Annotated in this window: 16 protein-coding genes and 1 tRNA gene; 1 reads left to right on the forward strand and 16 read right to left on the reverse strand. The window is 67.8% G+C overall.

Annotation, left to right across the window (positions count from 1 at the left end; translation table 11 throughout):
• Positions 1-75 precede the first annotated feature (75 nt).
• The 14 genes from R5H19_RS00255 to R5H19_RS00320 form a co-directional block, all read right to left on the reverse strand.
• A complete protein-coding gene (locus tag R5H19_RS00255; protein WP_318156971.1) occupies positions 76-1,914 on the reverse strand; it encodes a beta-L-arabinofuranosidase domain-containing protein in 1,839 nt (612 codons plus the stop codon).
• Positions 1,911-4,775 carry a ThuA domain-containing protein gene (locus tag R5H19_RS00260; RefSeq protein WP_318156972.1) on the reverse strand — a complete coding sequence of 955 codons (2,865 nt, stop codon included), beginning with the start codon at positions 4,773-4,775 and terminating at the stop codon, positions 1,911-1,913. Before R5H19_RS00260 ends, R5H19_RS00255 begins: the two co-directional genes overlap by 4 nt.
• The gene (locus R5H19_RS00265; RefSeq protein WP_318156973.1) at positions 4,775-6,946 is read right to left on the reverse strand and encodes a formylglycine-generating enzyme family protein; all 2,172 of its coding nucleotides are present in this window, start codon (positions 6,944-6,946) and stop codon (positions 4,775-4,777) included. Before R5H19_RS00265 ends, R5H19_RS00260 begins: the two co-directional genes overlap by 1 nt.
• A gap of 31 nt (positions 6,947-6,977) precedes the next feature.
• Entirely contained in the window at positions 6,978-8,297 is a 1,320-nt protein-coding gene (locus R5H19_RS00270; protein ID WP_318156974.1) for a serine hydrolase domain-containing protein, read from the reverse strand.
• A gap of 70 nt (positions 8,298-8,367) precedes the next feature.
• Entirely contained in the window at positions 8,368-10,629 is a 2,262-nt protein-coding gene (locus R5H19_RS00275) for a TonB-dependent receptor (RefSeq protein WP_318156975.1), read from the reverse strand.
• A gap of 286 nt (positions 10,630-10,915) precedes the next feature.
• Positions 10,916-11,797 (reverse strand): LysR family transcriptional regulator, encoded by an 882-nt coding sequence (locus tag R5H19_RS00280; RefSeq protein ID WP_318156976.1) that lies wholly within the window; start codon positions 11,795-11,797, stop codon positions 10,916-10,918.
• A 95-nt stretch (positions 11,798-11,892) separates the two neighbouring features.
• Positions 11,893-14,343 carry a sodium:solute symporter gene (locus tag R5H19_RS00285; RefSeq protein WP_318156977.1) on the reverse strand — a complete coding sequence of 817 codons (2,451 nt, stop codon included), beginning with the start codon at positions 14,341-14,343 and terminating at the stop codon, positions 11,893-11,895.
• Positions 14,343-15,200 (reverse strand): CoA ester lyase, encoded by an 858-nt coding sequence (locus R5H19_RS00290; RefSeq protein WP_318156978.1) that lies wholly within the window; start codon positions 15,198-15,200, stop codon positions 14,343-14,345. The genes R5H19_RS00285 and R5H19_RS00290 overlap by 1 nt, the downstream gene beginning before the upstream one ends.
• 202 nt (positions 15,201-15,402) lie before the next feature.
• Positions 15,403-15,579 carry a hypothetical protein gene (locus R5H19_RS00295; protein ID WP_318156979.1) on the reverse strand — a complete coding sequence of 59 codons (177 nt, stop codon included), beginning with the start codon at positions 15,577-15,579 and terminating at the stop codon, positions 15,403-15,405.
• A 587-nt stretch (positions 15,580-16,166) separates the two neighbouring features.
• Entirely contained in the window at positions 16,167-16,985 is an 819-nt protein-coding gene (locus R5H19_RS00300; protein WP_318156980.1) for an IS3 family transposase, read from the reverse strand.
• A complete protein-coding gene (locus R5H19_RS00305) occupies positions 16,985-17,299 on the reverse strand; it encodes a transposase (protein ID WP_318156981.1) in 315 nt (104 codons plus the stop codon). Before R5H19_RS00305 ends, R5H19_RS00300 begins: the two co-directional genes overlap by 1 nt.
• A 152-nt stretch (positions 17,300-17,451) precedes the next feature.
• The gene (locus R5H19_RS00310) at positions 17,452-18,036 is read right to left on the reverse strand and encodes a hypothetical protein (RefSeq protein WP_318156982.1); all 585 of its coding nucleotides are present in this window, start codon (positions 18,034-18,036) and stop codon (positions 17,452-17,454) included.
• 20 nt (positions 18,037-18,056) lie between these two features.
• A complete protein-coding gene (locus tag R5H19_RS00315) occupies positions 18,057-18,236 on the reverse strand; it encodes a hypothetical protein (RefSeq protein ID WP_318156983.1) in 180 nt (59 codons plus the stop codon).
• Between the two features lie 632 nt (positions 18,237-18,868).
• Positions 18,869-18,944: transfer RNA gene (locus tag R5H19_RS00320), tRNA-Ile, on the reverse strand.
• 121 nt (positions 18,945-19,065) lie between these two features.
• Here R5H19_RS00320 and R5H19_RS00325 point away from each other — a divergent pair.
• Complete coding sequence (locus tag R5H19_RS00325; protein WP_318156984.1) at positions 19,066-19,437, forward strand: SnoaL-like domain-containing protein; 372 nt, start codon at positions 19,066-19,068, stop codon at positions 19,435-19,437.
• 64 nt (positions 19,438-19,501) lie between these two features.
• Here the strand turns inward: R5H19_RS00325 and rpoD are convergent, their stop codons facing one another.
• Together rpoD and dtd are read right to left on the reverse strand one after the other, a co-directional pair.
• A complete protein-coding gene (rpoD, locus tag R5H19_RS00330) occupies positions 19,502-21,382 on the reverse strand; it encodes an RNA polymerase sigma factor RpoD (RefSeq protein ID WP_318156985.1) in 1,881 nt (626 codons plus the stop codon).
• A gap of 168 nt (positions 21,383-21,550) precedes the next feature.
• On the reverse strand, positions 21,551-21,991 hold the full coding sequence (gene dtd / locus R5H19_RS00335; RefSeq protein ID WP_318156986.1) for a D-aminoacyl-tRNA deacylase: 441 nt from the start codon (positions 21,989-21,991) through the stop codon (positions 21,551-21,553).
• Between the last annotated feature and the right edge of the window lie 32 nt (positions 21,992-22,023).

Here is a 22,023-nt window from a genome sequence, read left to right on the forward strand (position 1 = left end):
AGAAACAGGCGAAGCGGCTATGTTCTGGCGCCACAAATTCTTGTGTGACGGCTGCCGTTCGGCAGGGCGGGCGGATCACGCCGGCGGCTCCGGGGCCAGCGGCAGCCAGCTCAGCCGCCAGCTGCCGTCGACACGGCCGCCGGTGGCGAAGTACGGGGTGAACTCCAGCGGCGCGCGGTAGCCAGGATCCAGCACGATGCGCGGTACGCCGTCGGCCGGCGCGCCTTGCAGCGCCAGCCATCGCTCCGGCGGCGCGGCGGGCAGGCGCAGGGTTTCCTCGATCTTGAAGCCGTCGATCAGTCCGGTGGCGTAGACCAGCGGGCCGCAGGTGATCGCGGCGTATTCGAAATGCAGCACTTCCTGGCGCACCTCGCTGCCGTCCGGCGCGCGCGATTCCTGCACGTTGCGGTTGACTGCGCGGTGCAGCCGCGGCTGCATCGGGAAGCGTGCCAGCAGTTCGTCGCCGTCGTGCCATTCGCGCTCGAGCACGGCGTAGCTTCCCGGAACGAGCGCGACGCCGGCATCCTCGCCGTTGACCGCGAGCGTGGCGTCGGTGGCCCACGACGGGATGCGCAGCTTCAGCGCGAAGCGCATCGTCGGCGCACCGGCGAGGCGCAGCCGGATGTCGTCGGGATACGGGTAGGCGGTGTGCTGGGCAAGACGCAACTCGCCGCCGCCGGCCAGCGCGAAGCGCGCTACGCCGGGGCCGTAGAGGTTCACCGTGACGCTGCCGTCGGCATCCTGTACATAGGCGAGCGCGGGCAGTTCCTCCAGCGCCATCGCGCCGCTGGACTTGCAGCAGCGCCAGTAAGTGGTGTGCACGCGCTTGCCGTTCGGGAACACGTAGTAGCACCAGTCCTCGCCGTTCGGCGCCTGCGCGCCGAGCAGGTCGTTGTAGGCGGTGCGTTCGATCTCCTCGGCGTAGCGTGCCTCGCCGGTGATCGCCAGCAGCTCGCGGTTCAGCTGGATCCACGCCAGCGACGAGCAGGTTTCCACGTAGCCGTACGGGCTGAACACGCCGGCCGGGTTGAACACCTCGCGCGAGCGGTGCGCCACGCCGCCCCACGGGCCGCCGCCCAGGGTGAGATGGTGCTCGCGGATGCTGTGCCAGGCGAGTTCCACCGCGCGGCGGTAGTCCGCGTTGCCGGTGGCGCGGTGCAGCTTGGCCAGGCCGACCAGGTTCCAGGCCAGCTGGTAGGCCTTGCCGGTGGCGATGGCCGAGACGTCCGTGCTCTCCAGCGCGCGCGTGAGCAGGGCCAGCTCGCGATGGCCGTTCGCCTGCTGCAGCACGCGCTGCGCGAGTTCCAGGTAACGCGGTTCGCCGGTGGCGAAGTACAGCTCGACGGCGGGGTCCATCAGCACCGTCGCGGACAGCCCGTGATGGTTGCCCAGTTCGGTGATGTCGATGCCGCCGTCGGTCAGCGTGCGCCAGCACAGGTCGCCGATCCGGCGCGCGGCGTCGAGGTAGCGTGGCGCGGGAAAGTGGCGATGCACTTCGAGCAGGCCGAGAAGCAGGTAGGTGTGCGTCCAGATGTCCCAGGTGCGCACGCTGGGGGCGCCGTCCCAGCTGGCCGGCTTCGGTGGCTGCGGGCGCATGAAGCGGTGGTCCGGCGCGTAGGTGCCGAGATAGCCGTCCGCTTCCTGCACCGATGCCAGGTAGTCGGCGACGCGCAGCACGTTCGCGCGCAACGCGGCATCGCCGCTGCGCGCGGCTGCCTTCGCCGCGGCGACCAGCCACTTGCCGGCGTGCTCGCCGTACCAGTCGCCCTCGCGGTTTTCGCTGCGCCGCTCGGGCGCGAACAGCGCGATCGCCGGGCTGTGTTCGTCGACGATGAAGTGCGCGAGCCGGCCGCGCAAGTTGGCGGCGAGTGCCCCGCCGAGCAGGCCGCCCAGTTGGGGGGGTATGAGTGTCATGGCTTGAGTGCTCCAGCGACGGCCTCGATGTCCTGTACGCTGAGGCCGGCGGCGTGGGGGCGCATCACCCCGTGGGTCAGCGCCTCGATGACTTCGGCGCGCGGGCGTGCAGCGATCCGGGCGCGCGACGGAATGTTGCCTTGCGGGTGGTCGTGGCACATCGCGCAGCGCTGCCGGTAGATCGCGCGGCCGTCGAGCCCCGCTGCCGGCGCGGCGTTCGCGGGCATGGCGGCCGGCACGGTTTTCCCCGCCTCGCCGCGCGCGCGGGAGAGCTGGCGGCCGCCCAGTCCGAACGCCTGGATGCGGTCGGTGCCCACCAGCACTTGTCCGCGCGCGACCAGTGGCTCGTTGTACTTGCCGCTGGTGAACAGCGTGCCGGGTGCGCTCTTCCACAGCAGGCGCAGGCTGTCGGCGTCGAAGGCGTACAGCACCGGCGACGGCGCGTCGGCACCGGCCAGCGGCGCGGAGCGCTTCGCGTTTTCGTCGAGCACCCAGACGATGGCGTCCTGCGCGCCGTGGCTGCTGACCACCGGCGAGCCGGGGTTGCCGAACACCACGCTGTCCTGCGTGCGGCCGATGCGCAGCCAGGCAGGTTCTCCCGGCGCCGTCGCCACGTCGAGCCGCACCAGCGACGGCGGTATGCCGACCGGCGAACCTTCGCGCAGGCGCGTATTGCCGGTCATGTAGACGTGCACGGTGCCGTCGGCGCCGCGGAACGCGGCCGGCACCGAGCGCGCGCGCGCGAGATCCATCGACGCGTCCTTGTCCGAGTACGGGCCGAACACGTTCAGCGGACCGCGCCCGGCGAACGGCGGCTGGCGCTGCGGGGAAAGCAGCGAACCGTCGCCGGCGGCGTCCTCGCTGCACGGCGGGCGGCGGTCGAGTCGCCCCGGCATGCGCGCCCGGTCGAGCAGATAGGCGTTGCCCTGCTTGCCGCCGACCACCAGCAGCTGCGGCGTCGTGGTGGCGGCGGCGTCGAGGGCGGGCAGCAGGATGGCGCCGCCCGAACCCAGGTCGATGTCCGTCTTCGCCGTCACGCAGTAGTTGAACGGCGTGTAGGTGCCTTCCAGCCGCAGGCCGTGCGGTGCGGCGTCGGAAAGTTTCAGCACCGATTGCGTCCAGTCGTGGGCTTGGTCGACGAAGCCGTCGTAGCCGCTGCCGGTCGCCACGAAGACATTGCCGGCGTCATCGACCGCGGGACCGCCCGCGCCCCAGATGCCGCCGCTGCCGCGATGCGGCAGCGCGACCGCGGCGAACGCGCTGTCGACCTTTGCCTGCGCGGTGTCCACGGACACCAGCCAGCCGGTTTCGGTTTCGCCGAAGACGACGTACAGGCGCGAACCGTCGGGGCTGAGGTTCAGCGCGCCGCGCTGCACGCGGAAGTCGAAGCGCCGCGTCGGCGGCAGCAGGCGCGGGCCGGCATTGCGGTTGACGTCGTTGAGGCGCGCTTCGTCCAGGCGCACCGGCCAGCCGGGCAGGATCGCGCCGCTGCCGAGATCCAGCGCGTAGGCCTGCCAGCTGTTCTGCGGATCGCAGCCGGTGACGTAGAGTCGATCGTGGGCGACGTCGATGACCGGCGTGCTCAACACGCCGGTCGGCACGGCGTCGAGCGGCTGAGGCTGCAGGCGGCACGGCGTTGCCAGGCGCGTGCGCCAGAGGATGCGGCCGGCGGCGACGTCGCCGGTCTGCTCGGTGTTGATGGCGTAGACGTAGCCGTTGCTGCTGGCCGCGAACGCCACCGCGAATGTTTCGCCCTGGTGTTCGCCGGCGCTGATCGTGACGCGGTCCACGTACAGCGGCGAGGCGTACAGTCGCGGCGCCTGCCCGTCGACCGCGTCCAGTGGCGGCGACTCCCACAGCAGCCCGAACGACGGGCCGGCGACGCTGGCCGGGGTCAGCACGGTTTCGTCGGGGTTCCAGCCGGTGCGTTGCGGGTCGCGGTGGAAGGCCGATGCGTCCGCGGCTGCGCGGCGCGCCGGCCGCTCGCGCAGTTCGCGTTCGGCGACGCGCGTGGCGGCGTCGCCCGCGCCGCCGCTCGCGCCTTCGGGCGGCACGTCCAGGCCCGCGCTCCACAGCATCGCGTTCAGCAGCGTGCGCCGCAGCATCGGCTGATCCAGCGCCACCAGGTAATGGGCGCCGCTGAAGCCGAAGGAGCGCCCGCCGCCCGGACGCTGGTAGGCCCAAGCCACTGTGGCCAGTTCGGGCTGATCCTCCACGACCGACTTGCCGTCGCGGTACTGCACGTGCAGCGTGGCGGTGAGGATCGGCGTGATGCGTCCGGACGCGGCGAAGCGGATCGTCGGGTAGAACTCGTCGCGGTAGGCGAACGTCTGCACGCCGCGGGTGACCGGATGCGCCGGCGCCGCCGGCTGCAGCAGGGTGGTTTCGGTGGTGCGGTCGACCATGCCGAAGCGCGCGCCGCCGAGCCAGCGCTGCAGGCCGATGCTGTCGTCGCCGGCGGGCACGGTGGACGCCTGGTGCAGCGCGACCAGCCCGGCGCCGCGCTGCATCAGCGCCTCGAACTGCTGCCGGCGTGCGGCGTCGCGCAGTGGATGTTTCGCATCGCCGTCGAAGTACAGCACCACCGCGGCGGCGCCGTCGAAGGCGTGGGGATCGGCTGGCCAGCCGTCGGGGTGGCTGGCGACGGCGATCTCGCCGCGCTGCGCCGCGGCCGTGGCCTGCAGGAACCCGGCCAGCAGACGGATGCCGTTGCCGTAGTCGTGGCGCGCCGGTCCTTCGCTCGGGGCGCCGCCGATCAGCACGATCTTCTTCGGTGCAGCCCGATGGCAGCCGGCCGCCAGCATCGCGCAGGTGGCGAGCAGCAGCCAGCGCAAGGCGACGGCGGGCGCCGGCACGGCCATCAGGCGGCGTCCACCACGCAGCGGAAGCCGACGCTGCCGGAGCGGTCCTTGCACGGCGCCATCAGCAGGTACTTGCCGTGCTGGTCGAGCCGGTAGGCCTGCGGGAAGTACCAGTGCGAGGTCTGCGGCTGGTAGCTGCTGCCGCCGCGCAGGATCGCGGCGCGGGTGTGTTCGTCGGCGTATTCGTCGGTCCATTGCCAGACGTTGCCGACCAGGTCGAGCACGCCGAACGGGCTGGCCGCGGCCGGGTGCGCGTCGACGTCAGCCGGCGCGGTCAGCGTGCGGCCCCGGTTGACGGCGGGCACCATCGACGCATCCCAGTCGTTGCCCCACGGGTAGCGGCGGCCGTCGTGGCCCTGCGCGGCGTACTGCCATTCCCATTCGTGCGGCAGGCGCTTGCCGGCCCAGGCGGCGTAGGCGCGCGCGTCCTCGATCGCCACCCAGGTCACCGGCTTGTGCTCCCAGCCCGGCGGCGGCGCGCCGTCGATCCAGTGGCGCAGGAAGTTGTGCGGGTCGCGCGGGCGCCAGCCGCTGGCCTGGAGGAATTCGCGGAACTGCGCATTGGTCACCGGCGTGCGGTCGATGAAGAACGCGTGCATCTGCAGGCGGTGGCGGTGGTGGCGGCGGGCGCTGTCCTCCCACGGGTACTGCACGTCGTTGCCTTCCCAGGTCTGGCCTTCGATCTCGACGCCGCCGACCACGAAGTCGAACGTGCCGGCGGGAATCGCCAGCATGCCGGGCGGGGCCTCAAAGGCAGGCGGCGTGGATGCGATCGGCACCAGCTGCTGCGGCAGCGAACGCCATTGGTTCGACAGCGACCCGAGCGGCACCTTGGCGCGTTCGCGCATGCGCGCGAGGAAGGCGTCGAGGCCGTCGAGCGCGGCGCCGGGCGAGAGCGCCAGCAGCGCGCCGAAGCCGCGGCCTTCCAGCGCGAAGTCGAACACCGCACGGCCGCCGTCGAGGCGCGGCTGCAGCGGCACGCCGTGCCAGGCGTCGTAGTACTGCGTGCCGTCATGGTGCGGCAGCGCGATCTGTTCGCCGTCCACCGTGTACTCGTTGCGGTTGACCAGCGTCCACAGCGTGAAGCCGTCGGTGGGGAAGCGGCTGGCGAACACGCCGGCCTGCAGCGTGCGTTCGTAGGGACGCCAGTCGCGGCTGACCAGTGCGGGGGCGAATTGCCGCTCGATGCTGGCGATCCGGCGCAGCGTCTCCGCGTCGCGCGGGGTGAACTGATTCCAGATGCCCCAGATGTTTTCCCAGGCGTTGTAGCCGATGCCGTTGAAGAAGATGTATTGCAGGTCGTGGTTGCGGTCGCGGCCCCAGCGGTTCTCGTAGTTGATCATGTGGCGCGGCTCCAGCCACTTCCACTTGGCCACCGGCGGGATCACTTCGTTCGGCGCCTTCTTGCCCCAGCTCTGCACGTTCCAGATCAGCTGCTCCTCGGCGCTGATGGTGGATTCCGGCTGCAGTACCACCGGGCAGCCGAGCGCGTCGCAGGCGTCGAAGAACGCGCGCGGCACGCCGTTGTAGGTGTCGCCGTTGATGCCGTCGGCGCCGACCGCCCGAACCAGTTCGGCGATCGCCTGCCAGTCGTTCCGCTCCGGCTCGCGCGTGCCGTGGTCCCACGGCATGGTGGGGAGGAACACGCGCACGCCGCGGCGGTGGAAGTCGTCCACCGCGCTCTTCAGGCCGGCGAGGCCGCCGGGCAGGTCGTGCGCCAGGGCGGTCTTGTTGCGGTCGTCGAGGCCGATGTTGGGGTAGACGAACCAGATCAGCACGCTGTCGATGCCGCCGAAGCGTGCCTCGAGGTCGTCCAGGTAGCGGTCGACGGTGTAGCGGCCGGCGACCGGATCGTAGAAATAGCGATCCTCCACCATCATCTGCGCGTGCACGAAATTGCGCTGAGCCCACTGCAGTTCGGGGCGACGGTAGTTGGCGTCGTCGTAGCCGATCCGCACGAGGTGCTCGCGGCGCCAGTCGGTGAGCTCGCGGACCCAGTCGTCGACGCAGCCGTCCACGTCCGTCTTCCAGTGGCCGATCTCGGCGAACGGCCAACCCGGCGCCTTGCCCGGCACGGGCAGGTAGCGGCCGGTGGTGACGTGCGAGAACTTGAACTCGTGGCGCACGGGCGGGGTGGCTGGGGTATCGGGGGAAGCGGGGTCGATGTTCATCGGGTACTCGGTAACGCCGTGCGTGGCGAGGTCATTGCAGTGCCTGGTAGACCAGGTCGTAGAAGCGGCGGCTGATCCGCGGCAGGTCCTTGCCGCCGTTGTCGCGCGGCAGGTGCTGCAGCAGCAGGATCATCAGCAGGTGTTCGTGCGGGTCGATGCTGTAGCTGGTCGAGGCCGCGCCGCTCCAGCCGAACTGGCCCGGCGAGCCGAGCTGGCCGCGCTTCGCCGCGTCGAGCACGACGTAGCCGCCGATGCCGAAACCTTCGGCGTCGCTGAACTGGGTGACCGGCGGGTCGAGCATGGTGAGGTGGTTGCGCAGCATCAGCTCGACCGTCTTGCGACCCAGCAGCACGTGGCCGTCCAGGGTGCCGCCGTCCAGCAGCATCTGCGCGAAGCGGGCGTAGTCACCGGCGGTGGAATACAGGCCGCCGGCGCCGCTGGCGTACGCATTCAGCGGCTCGCCCGGGTGGCGGGCGCTGAGGGTGTCGGCGCGTTCCAGTCGGCCGTCCGCATTCATGCGGGTAAGGTCCACCACGCGCTCCCGCTTCGCCGCCGGCACGCGGAAGCCGGTGTCGCGCATCTGCAGCGGGTCGAAGATGCGCTGCTGCAGGAAACTCTCGAACGACTGCCCCGAGACCACCTCGACCACCCGCGCCAGCAGTTCCAGCGAGGCGCCGTCGTAGCCGAAGCGGGTGCCGGGGTCGGCGGCCAGTGGCACGCGGCGCATGCGTTCGGCGAAGCCACGCAGGTCGCTCGCGCCATGCGGGTTGATGCGTTCCATCAGCTGCCCTGCCAGCTCGTCGCCCTTGCGACCGGCCGGGTAGCCGGCGGTGTGGGTGAGCAGGTCATGCAGGGTGACCGGACGGCTGGCCGGCCGCAGCTTCGGCGTATCGACGCTGCCGCCGACGAGCACCTGCGACACGTCGAAGCCGGGCAGGTGGCGCGACAGCGGATCTTCCAGGGTGAGCTTGCCTTCCTCCACCAGCATCATCACCGCGACCGAGGTCACCGTCTTGGTCATCGAATAGATGCGGAAGATGTCGTCCCTGCGCATCGGCTCGCGACGCGCGAGGTCGCGGAAGCCGTACGCCTGCCAGTCCACGATGCGGCCGTTGCGCGCCACCAGCGTGACGCCGCCGAGGTAGCCGTCGGCGCCGCTGGCCTGGCGCATGAAGTCGTGCAGGCGCTGCAGGCGTGCGGACGACACGCCCTGCGCCTCGGGCCGCGTCTGCGGCGGCAGCGGCGTGGCCGCGGCGGCCCGTGGCGACACCGCCGCGCACAGCAGCGCCGCCATCAGCAGCCTCGACCAGGCGGTGTTCCTGCGGGCAGGGGTGCTGGGCAGGTCGATCATCTGGGGTCCTCGCCGGGTCGCGACGCCACGGGGAGGCGAGGCGTCGCGACCGGTATGCGTCACGCCGGGATCAGAACGTGATCGTATACGTCAGCGAAGTCATGCGGCCACGGCCGGCCCAGTAGTTCTGGTAGCCCGCAAGCTGCGACCAGCTGAGGATGTACTGCTTGTCGAACAGGTTCTCGACGCCCAGCGAGAGTTTGCCGTAGCGCGCCATGTCGTAGTTCACGCCGAGGTCGAACAGGGTGTAGCCGTGGGTCTGCTCGTCGTAGCTGAACGTGCGGTTGTCGAAGGCACGGGTGTCGCTGCCGGAGATGTGGCGGTCGAACAGGGTGGTGAAGCCCAGCGTGGCGTCGGCGTTGGGCAGGAAGTTCCAGGTTACCGCGGCGGCGAACTTGTCCGGGTTGATGTCGAGCACGCCCATCGGCTTGGTGAGCCCGCCCGCGCCGTAACGGCCGGCCGGATCAGCGGACCAGAACGAGGTCTTGCCGCGAATGCGCGAGTACAGGCCGGTGGCCTTCCACGCATCCGAGAAGCGCCATTCGCCGGTCAGTTCCGTGCCCTCGATGCGCACCGGGGCACGGGTCAGGATGAAGTCGCTGGTGTTCGGGTCGATCGCCAGCGAGGCGCCGAACGGCGACTTGGAGATGTAGTGGGTGGCGCCGAACGCGCCGTGCTCGCCGCGCCAGTTGAAGCCGGCCTCGCTGTTCTTGAAGATGATTGCGTCGAGGTCGCGGATGCGGCTGACCGACTGCCCGGGCACGTTGATGTTGCGCAGCGGGATGCCGATGTTGGGCAAAGTGAAGCCTTCGCTGTACGAGCCGAACAGCGACCACTCGCTGCCGATGCGCCAGATCGCGCCGAAGTTCTTCAGGTTCTTGGTGTACTTCACGCCGCCGCCCTCGACGAACACGCGGTTGCGGTAGTAGGTGGTGGTGTAGCTGTTGACGGTGAGCTTGTCGTCCTCACGGCGGATGCCGCCGCTCAGGGTCACCGGGCCGACGTCCCAGGACAGCTGGGCGTAGGGTGCCGTGCTCTTGTAGTTCATCGGCGGCACCCACAGGCGCTTGGTCAGCGCCAGCTGCTGCTGCGCCCTGTCGCGGCCGAAGTCGATGCCGGTGTGCAGCTCCAGCCCGCTCACGTCGAACAGGTCGGAACGGGTCCACGAGGTGCGGATGCCCTTCTTGTGCGAGTCGATTTCCGACTGGTCGAACAGCGTGCCCAGCGGCGCGATCAGCGGATCCTGCTTGTCCGAGCTGTTCTCGGGCAGGTAGCGCATCGCCTGGTCGGCCTTGTAGACGTTGATCTCCAGCGCACCGCCGAAGAAATCGGCGTTGCTGTAGGCCAGGCTGTACTGCTCGAAGTCGTTGAATGCGTCCTTCGAGCCGAAGATGTGGCCCTTCTCCGAGGTGTTGGTGCGCGGCACGGCGCACGGCGGGTCGTCGTCCGGCCCGCGGCAGCCGAGGATCTGGATGTAGTTGCCCTTGCCCGCGATCTTGAAGTGGCTGTAGGTCGCCTGCAGGCGCTGCTCGTTGGCCGCGCCGAAGTTGAAGCCACCCTTGAGGAACAGGTTCTTCGAGGTGGAGTCGGCCAGCGAGCCGCTGGTGTTCATGCCGATGCGGCGGCCGTTGCCGTCGTAGCTGATGCCGCGGTCGATGTACGAGGCCGAGAGCAGCACGTCGTAGGCGTCCTGCTTGGCGGCGAAGGTGAGGCCGGTCTTCCAGCCTTCGCTGCCGCCGTGGCCCTGGGTCTGGTAGCGCGTGGTGAAGGTGGTCTCGGCGCCGTCCTTGGTCGGCACCTTGGAGATGTAGTTGATGATGCCGCCGGCGGCGCCGATGCCCTCGGAGGCGGACGGGCCGTTGATCACCTCGACCCGGCCGATGATGCCCATGTCGGTGAAGGTGCCGTTGCGGGTGCCCTCGCGCAGCGGCGAGCCCTGCGGGATGCCGTCGAACAGGCGCAGCGGGATGCGTCCGCGCAGCGTCTCGCCGGTGTTGCTCATCGCCTGCGAGGATTCCGCGTAGCCCGGCACCGAGCGCGCCAGCACGGCGGTGGCGTCTTCGGTCACCAGCAGGGTGTGCTGGATCTCTTCCTTCGAGATCACCGTGATCGCGCCGGGAATCTCGTCGACCGCCTTCGGCGTGCGCGTGCCGGTGACGATGATGCGGTTCAGGTCGACGACCTTGTCGTCCTTCTTCTTCGTGCCCTGCGTGCCGGCGTCCTGTGCGGCGGCGCTGGCGCCGGCGGACGCGCTGTCCTGCGCGTGCGCGCCGGCCGGGATCGCGGAGAACAACAGGATGCTGCCGATCGCGGCGGTGAGTGGCTTGATCATGGCGTGTCTCATCGTGGTGTGGGGTGGCCGCGGCCCGACCGGAACGGCGGCCGCGATGCAGCGCAATGCAGCGCAGTGCGTCAGGAACGATCTGGGATGTGTTTCATTCGCGGCGCCCTCCCCGGCGTCCGGCAGCCCTGTGCGTGATTCTGGGCGAGCCTATGCGCTTCGCCGTCCGCAATGAACCAGCGCGGCCTATGTTCAGAGGCTAGTTTTTGTTGCTTACGAACGAAGCAAATGTGTGCCGCGATGCAACAACAGCGTCATCGGCTTCGTGCAGGCAGGCTCAGGACGCGCGCGCCTGCACCGCCTTGCGGCTCTCCTGCAGGAACACGGTGACCAGCCGCACGCGCACGCTGGAGCGCGACCATACGATGCCGATGCGCCGCGGCACCGTTGGCGCAGGCAGCGGGATGCGCGCCAGCTGCACGCCTTCGGGCCACGGGTGCGCCCAGTCCGGCACCAGCGACACGCCGAGGCCGCGGTCGACCATCACGGCGATCGCGTTGAGCGCATTCAGTTCGAAACGCTCGTGCGGCACGATGCCGTGCGCGCGCAGGTATTCGTCGGCCTGGCGGCCGCCCCACTGGTTGCGGTCGTAGCGGATCAGCGGCTGGGTCGCCAGCAGCTCGTGCGGGTCGCACCCGGCCATGCTCTTCGGCGCCAGCACGATCAGCGGCTCCTCGCGCAGCAGCAGCCATTCGCAGGTCTTGGGCAGCGCGAACGGCGCCTGCAGCACCACCGCCGCGTCGAGGTCGCCGGCTTCCACCGCACGGTACAGCTCGGCCGAATAGCCCGGCTTGATGAACACGTTGATCTGCGGGAACGCGTCGACCATGCGCGCCAGCACGTCGGGCAGGATGCCGGCCAGCGCGGTGGGGCAGGCGCCCAGGCGCAGTTCGCCGGAGACCGCGTTCTCGTTCGCCACGCTGCGCAGGTCGGCCACCTGGCGCAGCAGATCGCGCGAACGCTGCAGGATGCGCGAACCTTCCTCGGTGACGCTGACCGTGCGGCCGACGCGGGCGATCAGGGGGGCGCCGATCTCGCGCTCCAGCGTGCGGATCTGCTGCGCCACCGCCGCCGGGGTGATGTTCAGCACGCGCGCCGCGGCCGCCATCGAGCCCTGGTCGACGATGGTGATGAAGGTGTGCAGGAACTGGGTTTCCACGGCGCCTCGCTGGTCTGGGCGGCAGGTAAGCGGAGCCTGCCGGTCGCTTCCATCATGCCGTGTCCGGCGGCCTCGCGGCGAGTGCTCGAAGGCACTCAGCCGGTGCGGTCGGCGTAGATGGTCAGCCCCTTCAGCGAGCGTGTGGAGGCCGGGAAGCACAGGCTGGCCAGATAACCGATCACGATGCACAGCAGGATCGAGATGGCCAGGTAAAAGTACGGATGCACCAGCTTGAACCACCACGCCACCAGGGTCAGGCAGATGCTGGAGCCGATGCCGATGGCCACGCCCGGCGCGTTGGCGCGGCGGGTGAACATGCCCAGCGTGTAGGCGCCGGCGAAGCCGCCGCCGAGCAGGCCGGCCAGCTCGATCGAGACGTCGAACAGCGAGTGGATGTCGAAGCGCGACAGCACGATGGCCAGGCCGATCGCCACCAGCCCGACCGCCACGCCGGTGACCTCGGCGAACAGCACGCTCTTCTTCGGCGTCGGGTTCCTTGCCAGCTTCTCGTAGAAGTCCACCGAGGCCAGGGTGGACACGCTGTTGATGATGCTCGACAGCGTGGACATCGCGGCGGCGAAGATGCCGGCGATGATCAGGCCGGTGACGCCCATCGGCAGCTCGGCCGCGATGAACAGCGGGAAGGTGGCGTCGATCGGCAGCGTCGGGTTCATCCGCTCCGGGTGCGACTTGTAGTAGACCCACAGCGCCGTGCCGATCAGGTAGAACATGAAGCCGCCCGGGATCATCACCGCGGCGAAGGTCCACACCGAGCGGCCGGCTTCCTTGTCCGAGCGGGTGGACAGGATGCGCTGCATCAGCACCTGGTCCTTGGGGAAGGTCAGCACCACGTCGAACAGCACCAGGAACACGAAGCCCCACACCGTCGCCTTGGTCAGGTCGAAGCTGAAATCCAGCAAGTGCATCTTGTGCTCGGCCATCGCCGTGTGGAAGAACGCCGGCACGCCGCCATGGATGTTCCAGATGATGAAACCGATCGCGAACAGCGCGCCGCCGAACATCACGAACACCTGCACGAAATCGGTCCAGATCACCGCCTTCATGCCGCCCAGCGTGGTGTACAGGATGGTGAACCCGCCCATGATCAGCACGCTCCACACCACGTCGATGCCGGTGATGGTGGCGATCGCCAGCGCCGGCAGGAACAGGATCACGCTCATCCGGCTGCCGATCTGCATCACGATGCACAGCGCGCTGGCCAGCATGCGGATGGCGGGGTGGAAGCGCGTCTCCAGGTAGGAGAACACGCTCATCAGGTCGAGCCGGCGCAGCAGCGGCACGATCCACACCGCCACGAACATCAGCCCCAGGATCGCGATCAGGTTGTTGGTGAGGTACTGCCAGTTGGTCTCGAATGCCTTGGCCGGGATCGCGATGAAGCTGATCGAGCTGGTGTTGGTGGCGTACAGGCTGATGCCCGCGGCCCAGAACGGGATGCTGCGCCCGCCGACGAAGAAGCCGGCGGTGGAGTTGCGCTTCTCGCGCAGGTAGAAATACAGGCCGATGCCGAGCATGCCGAGCAGATAGACCGTGAGCACGATCCAGTCCAGCCAGCGCAACAGCTGCTTGCTGGACTGCACGCTGGCGTAGCCGAAGTCGACGCGCGTGCCGTCGGCGCTGCGTTGCGCCCAGAACAGGCCGTCGGTCCACGCACCGGCGGCGACCACGCCGGCCGGTGCGGCGCCGGGCAGGGTGGCCCATGCGCTGGTGATGGTCTGGAAGGTCATCAGCCGGGCCGGCGCCTGCCCGTGCGCGCCGTCGTCGCGTACCAGGTAGAGCGCGTTCGCCTGGCCCAGCGCATGGCCGGAACCGGGCAGCAGCCGGCCGGGCACCTGGCCGCGTTCGCTCCAGCCGTCGCCGGCGCTCCAGCGCCACAATTTCTCGCCGGTGCCGGAAGCGTCGGGCACGCTGACCAGCACGGCAGCGGCGCGGGCGACCACCGAGCTGGGCGCGCCGTTGCCGGGCCATCCGGCGAACGTGTTCCAGCGCGGCTGTTGCGTATTGGTCGACAACTGCAGCAGCTGTGCCTTGCCGTCCGCGCCGATACCGGCAATCGACAAGGTATCGTTCGCCCACGCCCCGCGCGCATCGCGCAGCGGGGCCGGCAAGGGCGGCAGCGGCTGCAGCTGGAGCTGCTCGTCGCCGGCGTGCAGGCGGGCCACGCCGGTGACTTCGTGCGTGTCCGGCGTTTCGCTCAGCAGCCAGGCCTGCGTGCCGTCGTCGATGATGCTTGCGACATGCGATGCGCCGGCTGGCCAGGGCAATCGGACCCAAGCCTTGCCGGCTTGGTCGAGGCGCCACGCTTCGCCGTCGGCCAGCGCCAGTGGCCGGCCGTCGATGACGGCGATGTCGCGCAGCGGCGCACCCGTTTCCAGCGACGGCAGCTGCCCGCTGCGCAGCGGCGCCAGGCTTTGCGCCGGCGCGGGCGCAAGCACGGCAAGCAGCAGCAGGCCCAGCCACGCGCGCAGCGCGCGCGACACCGGGTTGGAAGCAAACGCGGTCTCCACGCCCCCGTGCCCGCGCATCAGCCCGATCGCCTTGCGGCGGCAAGCAGGGCCTGTGCGCGTTTCAGGAAGGGCGGGTCGATCATCCGGCCGTCGACCACGAAGGCGCTGCGCGATTGCGCGGCGGCGGCCTGCGCGGCCTCGACGATCCGCTGCGCCGCCTGCAGTTCTGCCTCCGACGGCACGAACGCCGCGTTCGCCAGCGCCACCTGGCGCGGATGCACGCAGCTCTTGCCGATGAAGCCGAGCCGCCGCGCCATGCGCGCTTCCTCGCGGTAGCCGTCGTCGTCGTCGAGCGCGGCGAAGGCGCCGTCCATCGCGAACACGCCGGCCTGCGCCGCGGCCATGCGCAGGGCGAACATCGCCGCGTGCACGTTGCGCGGGTCGGCGCGGTCGATGCCGTACGGTTCGAACAGGTCGCCCAGCCCCAGCTGCAGCCCGGCGACACGCGGATGCGCTGCAGCGATGCGCGCGGCGTCGGCCAGCGCGCGCGGCGTCTCGATGTTCACCAGCAGGCCGATCGGATGCGTCACGCCGTTCGCGTGTTCGGCTGCCTCGATCGCGGCCACGGCGGCGAGCAGGGCGTCCGCCGATTCGATCTTCGGCAGGTTGATCAGGGTGACGCCGGGCCGGACGATCGCGGCGAGGTCTGCCGTGAAATGCGGCGAATCCGCTGCATTGGTGCGCACGATGACCAGCTTGGCCGCCTGCGCCACCGTGTCGCCGGCGACGAAGTCCGCCACGGCTGCACGCGCTTCGGCCTTGCGGCCCTCGGCGACGGCATCCTCCAGGTCGAACGACAGTGCGTCGGCGTCGCCGGCCAGCGCCTTGGCGAACAGCTCCGGCCGCGAGCCGGGCACGAACAGCTTGCTACGCATCGGGTCGCCTGCCGGTTGCCATCCTCATCATGCCGGCGAGTGTGCGGCAAGCCACCCCTCGAATCGAGCCGGCACGGCATGTTCAAAAGATAGTTTTTCTATCGAGGGCGCCGACCGGCGGTGGATCCGCCGGCATCGCCGGCTTCCCGCGCGGGAAAGCATGAGCGGCATCTCGCCCGGGCATGGTCCCGATGTGGCGTGACTAATCGTCGGCTTCCGCTTCCGGGCCTTTCGTGACGCCCAGCTGCTCGCGGTTGCACCAGCCGCTGTGCCAGGCGAGAGCCATCGTGGAGCCATGCTCGTAAGGGCACTTTTCTCGCGGCTCGCCGCAGTCGCGCGCGTAATGGCCCTCGATCCAGGCCTGCAGCGGGTACTGCATCCTGCTTTCCCTCACCATGCTGGCGTCCTTTCTGTGGGCATCGTCGAACCTGGGTAAGGTCGGCACGACGAGTTTCAAGCATGAAAAAGCCCGCCATGGCGGGCTTGGATCCATCTGTGCCGGGGGTGGCCGGGAAGGTCGTCTCACGACGATCATGTTAGCTGTACAGAGTGAAACTGCGCACAGTTTTTCATTTCCCGGCCATTTCAACCGTGAAATTCGTCACGTTTCGGTGGCCGCGGGTGGCATGACACGTGGGGGTGCCGGGGCTGTCGGCCCGGCATGGCGGGCTCGAGGCCGGCCAGTCGCTGCCTCTTGTGCAGGCGGCGGATGTCTTGGTGCCCACCAGCATCCAAATTAGGGCTAGAGAAGCTTTTTCTTGAGCCAATTGTGCTTAGATCATCCGCGCTGATGCCCCCATAGTTGCCCCCATGAATATCGGCCTGGCCGACGTTGAAGCGAGAGCATCAACAGGGCCGACAAACGCTCACAGCCACGGCGCGCTGCGGCCAGGCAACATGTAATCGCCCACGTCTAGAAACGAGCCGGCGGGTGTCTATGTAATGACCCAGCGGTTCCTGCACAGGTCAGGCCGCTAAAGCATACGCTTGAGCGGGTGTCTTCATGCCCAGTGCCTGATGCGGGCGCCGGTGGTTGTAGAAGCCGATCCAGTCGCCGATCACGCGCATGGCGTGCTGCTGGGTCTCGAAGCGGTGGCGATGGGCGCATTGCTCCTTCAAGGTGCGGATGACGCGCTCGACCATGCCGTTCTGCTGCGGGCAGTGCGGGGTGATGAACTCCTGCTTCAGGCCGTAGCTGCGCACCAGCCGGGTGTAGATGCGGCTGGTGAACACCAAGCCGTTGTCCGAGCGCAGCAGGAATGGCGTTGCAACCCGCCCCAACGTGTCGTAGCGCGCAAGCAGTGCCTGCTCCAGGGCCGCGGCGGCCGTGCTGGCCTTGCCACTGCGCGAGAGCTGCCAGCCCAGCAGCTGGCGGGTGTGGCAGTCGATGACCAGGGCTAGCGTCAGCCAGCCATCGCGACCACCCCAGATGCGGCAAAGGTCGGTGGCCCAGCGCTGATCCGGTGCCGTCGCCACGGAAGGCAAGGCCTGGACACGCGGGCGATGGCCCACCGCACGCTTGCGTACCTGCCAGCCCTTGAGCTGGAAGATCCGCTGCACGGTGTTCTTGTTCATGCCCAGCAGCCCAGCCACCGTGCGGTAACCGAACGAAGGTTCTTCCTCAATCAACGCCTTGATCGGTGTGGCCAACGCCTCGTTCACCTCCGGCGGCGCCTTGGTCGGCCGGTAGTACACCGTGCGTCGCGCCACGCCAAACCACCGGCACAGCTTGGCCATCGATACCGCGATGCCGTCCTCCTGCAGTCCCTGCTGGATCGTGACCATCAGGTCTCGTCCTTGCCCAACAGGGACGCCAATTTTTTTCGTGCGCGCAGCTCCAGCATGGCCTCGCCGTAGGCCTCCTGTAGGTCCTTCAGCTGTCGCTCGTACTGCTCGCGCACATCTTCCGGCTTGGCGCGCAGGGCGTTCTCCATCCCCGCCTTGCCCTGGTCGATCCATTCCTCGATCTCGGAGGGCTGCAGGTCAAACTGCCGGCTGGCTTCCGCCACCGTGGTCTTGCCTTGCACGATCTCCAGTACCAGCGCCGCCTTCCGGCGTGCCGTCCAACGCTTGATCTCTTCGTCCATCGTGATGCTCATGGGGTGTTCCTCTTCAAGGTAACACCTGAGCAGGTTTTCACTGGGTCAGTACATCTAAGCGCAAGCCAACGCCACAAACCAAGCGGGACCGGGCAACAGCGGAAAGCGCAAAGGCGCCCAAGGGCGCCTTTGCTTCATGTATCGAAACTTTCTCAGCAGTTGGTCAAGTACGTGACGATTTGCTTGAAGTTAGGTACGAAGAGCAGTGGCACGTAAACCTCGGGGATCTTGAGTCGCTCTGCGATATCGACATCGCCGATTTCGCCGGCTTCTCGCTTACGCTGAAGGTCTTGACGCATTGCTTCGGGACACATGACGGTTAGTGCCATCCACATGCAGTTTGCCTCCGACTGCATTGCAGCCGAACGGCCGTCTGGCGCCGGTGCGCTCATGTGGGTGAGAAGCTCCTCAAACTCCTGCGGCGTGCTGACACGCTCAAGCGCCTCATCAAAGAGGTGCATCAGTTCCTTGACCACAACAAAGCGCCGTTCGCGCTCATCGAGACCGCGCGCTACCACGATAAGCGGCTCGCCGTTGCAGAACTGGGCGTAAGGGTGCTTGACGGTGCCTGGCCACACAATGCAGCCCCACATCACCTCGTCGGCGAGCTGGTTGGAGCACATCACCCTGATCAGGCCCGTCCGGCCCGTCAACTCACAAACCTTTTCTCTGACCGCGTTCTGCCCGATGGGGACTGCTAAGCTCTGGCAGTATTCGTAAAGGGCAGCAAAGCTCATCCGTGAGTTCTTCCAAGAGCTCAGTCAGCCAAGTCGATCTCGACCAGCTCACCGGCACCAAGCTCATCGACAACCTTCGCAACTTCCTTTGCGATCATCTCGGCCGTCACTTCCCGGTTGCTGCCCGGGAACATCTTGAAATTGGACGCACCAAGGTTGCCAAAGATCAACTCTTGGGCACGCTTCATGTTGGTGGTCATAACACTCACTCCCGTTGCGGGTAGGGTGACAAATAAAGCCGCTCCTAGCGGCCGCCTAGCTTACCTCGATGTGTGACACTATTGCAAGCAAAAAAACTACACGAATTTACGATCGATATCTGCCACGAGGCCGACAATCTCACCATTCGAGACCGAAAACAACAGCCACTCAGCACACTCCGGAATTCAGGCGCCGCCTAAAAACTATGGTCGGCACCAAAGATGACAACTTGAGTGCGGAAGCGCCCCAATATCCTGTGCTGACAAACACTGAGAGCCACTATTTCTAGGAACAACGGTACCGCACTCCCGCCTAGATGAGGTCTAGCTTGGGCGCGGCAAAGCGCCGCCCCCATCCCGGGAGCCATCAAGGGTTCAGGTCAGCAGCACCTGGGGCGCCACCGTCTTGGCTCCCAACGCCTTAGTGGAGTCTCAGAGGGATTCGACGTCCCCCCGCTTTTGAGTAGCACCGTGGTTTGGAGTCCAATCCCCCATCCGAAGGGGATTGGACGTGAAGAAGCGCTTTTCCGCAACCGCCAATCTGGCCAAACTCGCAAGACGTCCGTGAAAGTTTGGCCGTTTTGGCCAAACCTTGCCGGATCGCGCACCTCTTGTGCGGGCGGCGGATGTCTTGGTGGGCCCACCAGGACTCGAACCTGGAACCAAGGGATTATGAGTCCCCTGCTCTGACCATTGAGCTATAGGCCCGCGCAAGGGCGAGAGTCTACCGTAGCGAACGCACGGTGCACGAGGTGGCCTGCCGGCCGCCGGTGGTGAGGTGGTTGCCCGGAGCGTAGGCTGGTTGCCCCCTCACACCGGAGCCAGGCGCATGAACACCGAAGCGATCGCGAAACGGTTGGTCGAGTTGTGCCGGGAAGGCAAGTACGAGAGCGCGCAGCGCGAGCTGTACGCGGAAGACGCGGTGAGCATCGAGCCGGAGGGTCTGCCGCCGGGCGCTCTGGGCAGTGTGCAGGGGCTGGCGGCAATCTACGAAAAGGGGCGGCAGTTCAACGCGATGATCGAGGCGGTGCATGGCGGCAGCGTGAGCGAGCCGGTGATCGCGGAGAACTGGTTCAGCATCGCGCTGGCGCTGGACGTGACCATGAAGGGTCGCGGCCGGATGAACATGAGCGAGATCTGCGTGTACCGCGTGCATGGCGGCAAGATCGTGCGTGAGCAGTTCTTCTACGACGTCGACTGAGCCGGCGAAACGAAGAAGCCCCGCATCGGCGGGGCTTCTTCGCTGTCGCGATGGCGCGGCGGGCTTACTCGACGTCGAGGAACGAGCGCAGCTGCTCGGAGCGGCTGGGGTGACGCAGCTTGCGCAGCGCCTTGGCCTCGATCTGGCGGATCCGCTCGCGGGTGACGTCGAACTGCTTGCCGACCTCTTCCAGCGTGTGGTCGGTGTTCATGTCGATGCCGAAGCGCATGCGCAGCACCTTCGCTTCGCGCGGGGTGAGCCCGGCGAGCACGTCGCGCACGGTTTCCATCAGGCCGGTTTCCGTCGCCGAGTCGATGGGCGAGCTGGCGTTGCCGTCCTCGATGAAGTCGCCCAGGTGGGAATCCTCGTCGTCGCCGATCGGGGTTTCCATCGAGATCGGTTCCTTGGCGATCTTCAGCACCTTGCGGATCTTGTCCTCGGGCATCTCCATTTCCTTGGCCAGTTCCTCCGGCGTAGCCTCGCGGCCGAACTGCTGCAGCATCTGGCGGGAAATGCGGTTCAACTTGTTGATCGTCTCGATCATGTGCACCGGGATGCGGATGGTGCGCGCCTGGTCGGCGATCGAGCGGGTGATCGCCTGGCGGATCCACCAGGTGGCGTAGGTCGAGAACTTGTAGCCGCGGCGGTATTCGAACTTGTCCACCGCCTTCATCAGGCCGATGTTGCCTTCCTGGATCAGGTCAAGGAACTGCAGGCCGCGGTTGGTGTACTTCTTGGCGATCGAGATCACCAGGCGCAGGTTGGCCTCGACCATTTCCTTCTTGGCGCGGCGGGCCTTGGCCTCGCCACTGGCCATGGCGCGGTTGATGTCCTTGATGTCGATCAGCGGCAGGAACAGCTTGCGCTCGATCGCGGCGAGCTTCTCCTGCTCGGCGTCGATCGCCTCGCGGTAGATCTTGATGTTGGGCGACCACTTCTGCCGCTTGCGGCTCAGCTCGGCGACCCACTCGGGGTTGCCCTCGTTGCTGGGGAACGCCTTGATGAACTCGGCCTTGGGCATCTTCACCTGCTTGACGAAGATGTCCATCAGCACGCGCTCGTGGTGGCGGATGTCGTTGACCACCTCGCGCAGCTTGCGCACGAAGCCGTCGATCAGCGCGCTGGGCAGCTTGAGCTTGAGGAACTCCTCGGCCATCTGGTCGCGCAGCTTGACGATCTTCTTGTCGGTGATGCTGGCGGCCTTCGGCGCGGCCTTCTGGAACTTGGCGTAGTGCTCGCGCAGCAGTTCCATGCGACGCTTGACCTCTTCCGGGTCGGGGCCGCTGGGGCCGGCTTCTTCCTCGTCCTCGCTGGCGCCGTCGTCCTCGTCCTCGTCGGCTTCGCTGTCGCTGTCGGCCTCTTCCTCGGCGGCCAGCAGCGCGGCGGCTTCCTTTTCCTTGCGGGCGAGGTCGGCGGCTTCCTCCAGGTCGAGGAAGCCGGCCAGGATCTCGCTGAGGCGGCGCTTGCCGTCCAGGTGCTGGTCGTATTCCTCCAGCAGCAACTCGATGGTCAGCGGGAAGCTGGCCAGCGCGGTCTGCACCTGGCCCAGGCCTTCCTCGATGCGCTTGGCGATGGCGATCTCGCCCTCGCGGGTGAGCAGCTCGACCGTGCCCATCTCGCGCATGTACATGCGCACCGGGTCGGTGGTGCGGCCCACTTCGGAATCCACTGCGGACAGCAGCGCCACGGCTTCCTCGGCGGCGGCCTCGTCGTCGGTGCTGCTGCCGGCCTTGTCGGCCAGCGGGTCGGTGTCCGGCGCGGCGTCGTGCACTTCGATGCCGACGCCCTTGAGCACCGCCATGATGTCTTCGATCTGCTCCGGGTCGACGATGTCGTCGGGCAGGTGGTCGTTGATCTCGGCGTACGTCAGGTAGCCCTGCTCCAGGCCCTTGGAGATGAGCGCCTTGATTTCAGACTGTTGCTCGTGGGGAGCTTTGCTATTCATTCACCGACCGCCGCAGGGTTCAAGAACCGGACATTATAGCGATGTGCTGCTTTTTTGACCAGTTTTCAAGTGGAAAAAGGCTGCGATCAGGTACGCAAAAATCGCGCCAGATCGCGGTATTGCCGCGTCACGACCGCCTCGGGCCGGGCCATGCGGGTGGGCGTCCGTTCAGCCGGTATCGAGCCGAAACGTGACCGGGCCGTCGTTCGCCAGCCGCACCACCATATGGGCGCCGAAGCGTCCGCTTTCCACCCCCGGATGGGCGGCGCGGGCCAATTCCAGCAGCCGCTCGAACCAGCGCCGGCCGTGCTCGGGCGGCGCCGCGCTGGTGAAGCTGGGGCGCATGCCGGAACGGGTGTCGGCGGCGAGGGTGAACTGGCTGACCAGCAACAGGCCGCCGCCGGTATCGGCGAGCGAGCGGTTCATTCTGCCGTTGGCGTCGGCGAACACGCGGTAGCCAAGCAGGCGCTCGAGCATGCGCTTCGCCTGCGCTTCGCCATCGTCCGGCTGCACCGCCACCAGGGCAAGCAGGCCGGGGCCGATCGCGCCGACCGTTTCGTCGCCGACACTGACGCTGGCGGACAGTACACGCTGGATCAGGGCAATCATGGGCGCATGGCGATGGCAGGGCGCCCAGCTTA

It is taken from the genome of Rhodanobacter sp. KK11 (genome assembly GCF_033345435.1).
In the GTDB taxonomy this organism is placed as follows: domain Bacteria; phylum Pseudomonadota; class Gammaproteobacteria; order Xanthomonadales; family Rhodanobacteraceae; genus Rhodanobacter.